At 54.2% G+C, this 1611-nt stretch carries 1 rRNA gene (only partly in view); it reads right to left on the reverse strand.

Going from position 1 to position 1611, the window contains the following annotated elements:
• Positions 1 to 1611 (reverse strand): 23S ribosomal RNA (locus ASG00_RS10235) (it extends past both window edges: 725 nt to the left, 519 nt to the right).

The following is a 1611-nucleotide window of genomic DNA, read 5'->3' on the forward strand; positions in this document are numbered from 1 at the left end:
CCGTCCTGCTGCGCGTAACGAGCATCTTTACTCGTAATGCAATTTCGCCGAGTTCGCGGTTGAGACAGTTGGGAAGTCGTTACGCCATTCGTGCAGGTCGGAACTTACCCGACAAGGAATTTCGCTACCTTAGGATGGTTATAGTTACCACCGCCGTTTACTGGGGCTTAAATTCTGAGCTTCGCTTACGCTAACCCTTCCTCTTAACCTTCCAGCACCGGGCAGGCGTCAGTCCGTATACATCGTCTTGCGACTTGGCACGGACCTGTGTTTTTAGTAAACAGTCGCTACCCACTAGTCTCTGCGGCCTCCAAACGCTTTCGGAGCAAGTCCTAATACGTCGAAGGCCCCCCTTCTCCCGAAGTTACGGGGGCATTTTGCCGAGTTCCTTAACCACGATTCTCTCGATCTCCTTGGTATTCTCTACCTGACCACCTGAGTCGGTTTGGGGTACGGGCGGCTTGAACCTCGCGTCGATGCTTTTCTTGGCAGCATAGGATCACCCACTTTTTATCCGCATCGTGTCTCAGCCGAACGAGTGACGGATTTGCCTATCACTCAGCCTACGCACTTGCACCAGGACTACCATCGCCTGGCTTGGGCTACCTTCCTGCGTCACACCTGTTAATACGCTAACCGCACCAGCATGGGGTCATGCGCTAGCCCTCACACCGCTTCCCGAAGGATTGAGTATGAGGATTCGGGCATTTAGCACCACTGGATTGATTGGGGCGGTTCTTCGCCGGTACGGGAATATCAACCCGTTGTCCATCGACTACGCCTGTCGGCCTCGCCTTAGGTCCCGACTTACCCAGGGAAGATTAGCTTGACCCTGGAACCCTTGGTCTTTCGGAGGACGTGTTTCTCACACGTCTTTCGCTACTCATGCCTGCATTCTCACTCGTGTCGCGTCCACGGCTGGGNCTACCACTAATGTCAATGCCACAACTTCGGTGGCGTGCTTGAGCCCCGTTACATTGTCGGCGCGGAATCACTTGACCAGTGAGCTATTACGCACTCTTTCAAGGGTGGCTGCTTCTAAGCCAACCTCCTGGTTGTCTGAGCAACTCCACATCCTTTCCCACTTAGCACGCGCTTTGGGACCTTAGTTGGTGGTCTGGGTTGTTTCCCTCTCGACTATGAAGCTTATCCCCCACAGTCTCACTGCTGCGCTCTCACTTACCGGCATTCGGAGTTTGGCTGACGTCAGTAACCTGGTGGGGCCCATCGGCCATCCAGTAGCTCTACCTCCGGCAAGAAACACGCAACGCTGCACCTAAATGCATTTCGGAGAGAACCAGCTATCACGAAGTTTGATTGGCCTTTCACCCCTATCCACAGCTCATCCCCTCAGTTTTCAACCTAAGTGGGTTCGGCCCTCCACGACGTCTTACCGTCGCTTCAGCCTGGCCATGGATAGATCACTTCGCTTCGGGTCTAGGACACGCGACTGAATCGCCCTATTCAGACTCGCTTTCGCTACGGCTACCCCTCACGGGTTAACCTCGCCACGTATCGCTAACTCGCAGGCTCATTCTTCAAAAGGCACGCTGTCACAGCTGCTAGGGCTGCTCCAACGGTTTGTAAGCAAACGGTTTCAGGTACTATTTC

Source organism: Microbacterium sp. Leaf351 (assembly GCF_001423825.1).
Classification (GTDB): Bacteria; Actinomycetota; Actinomycetes; order Actinomycetales; family Microbacteriaceae; genus Microbacterium; species Microbacterium ginsengisoli.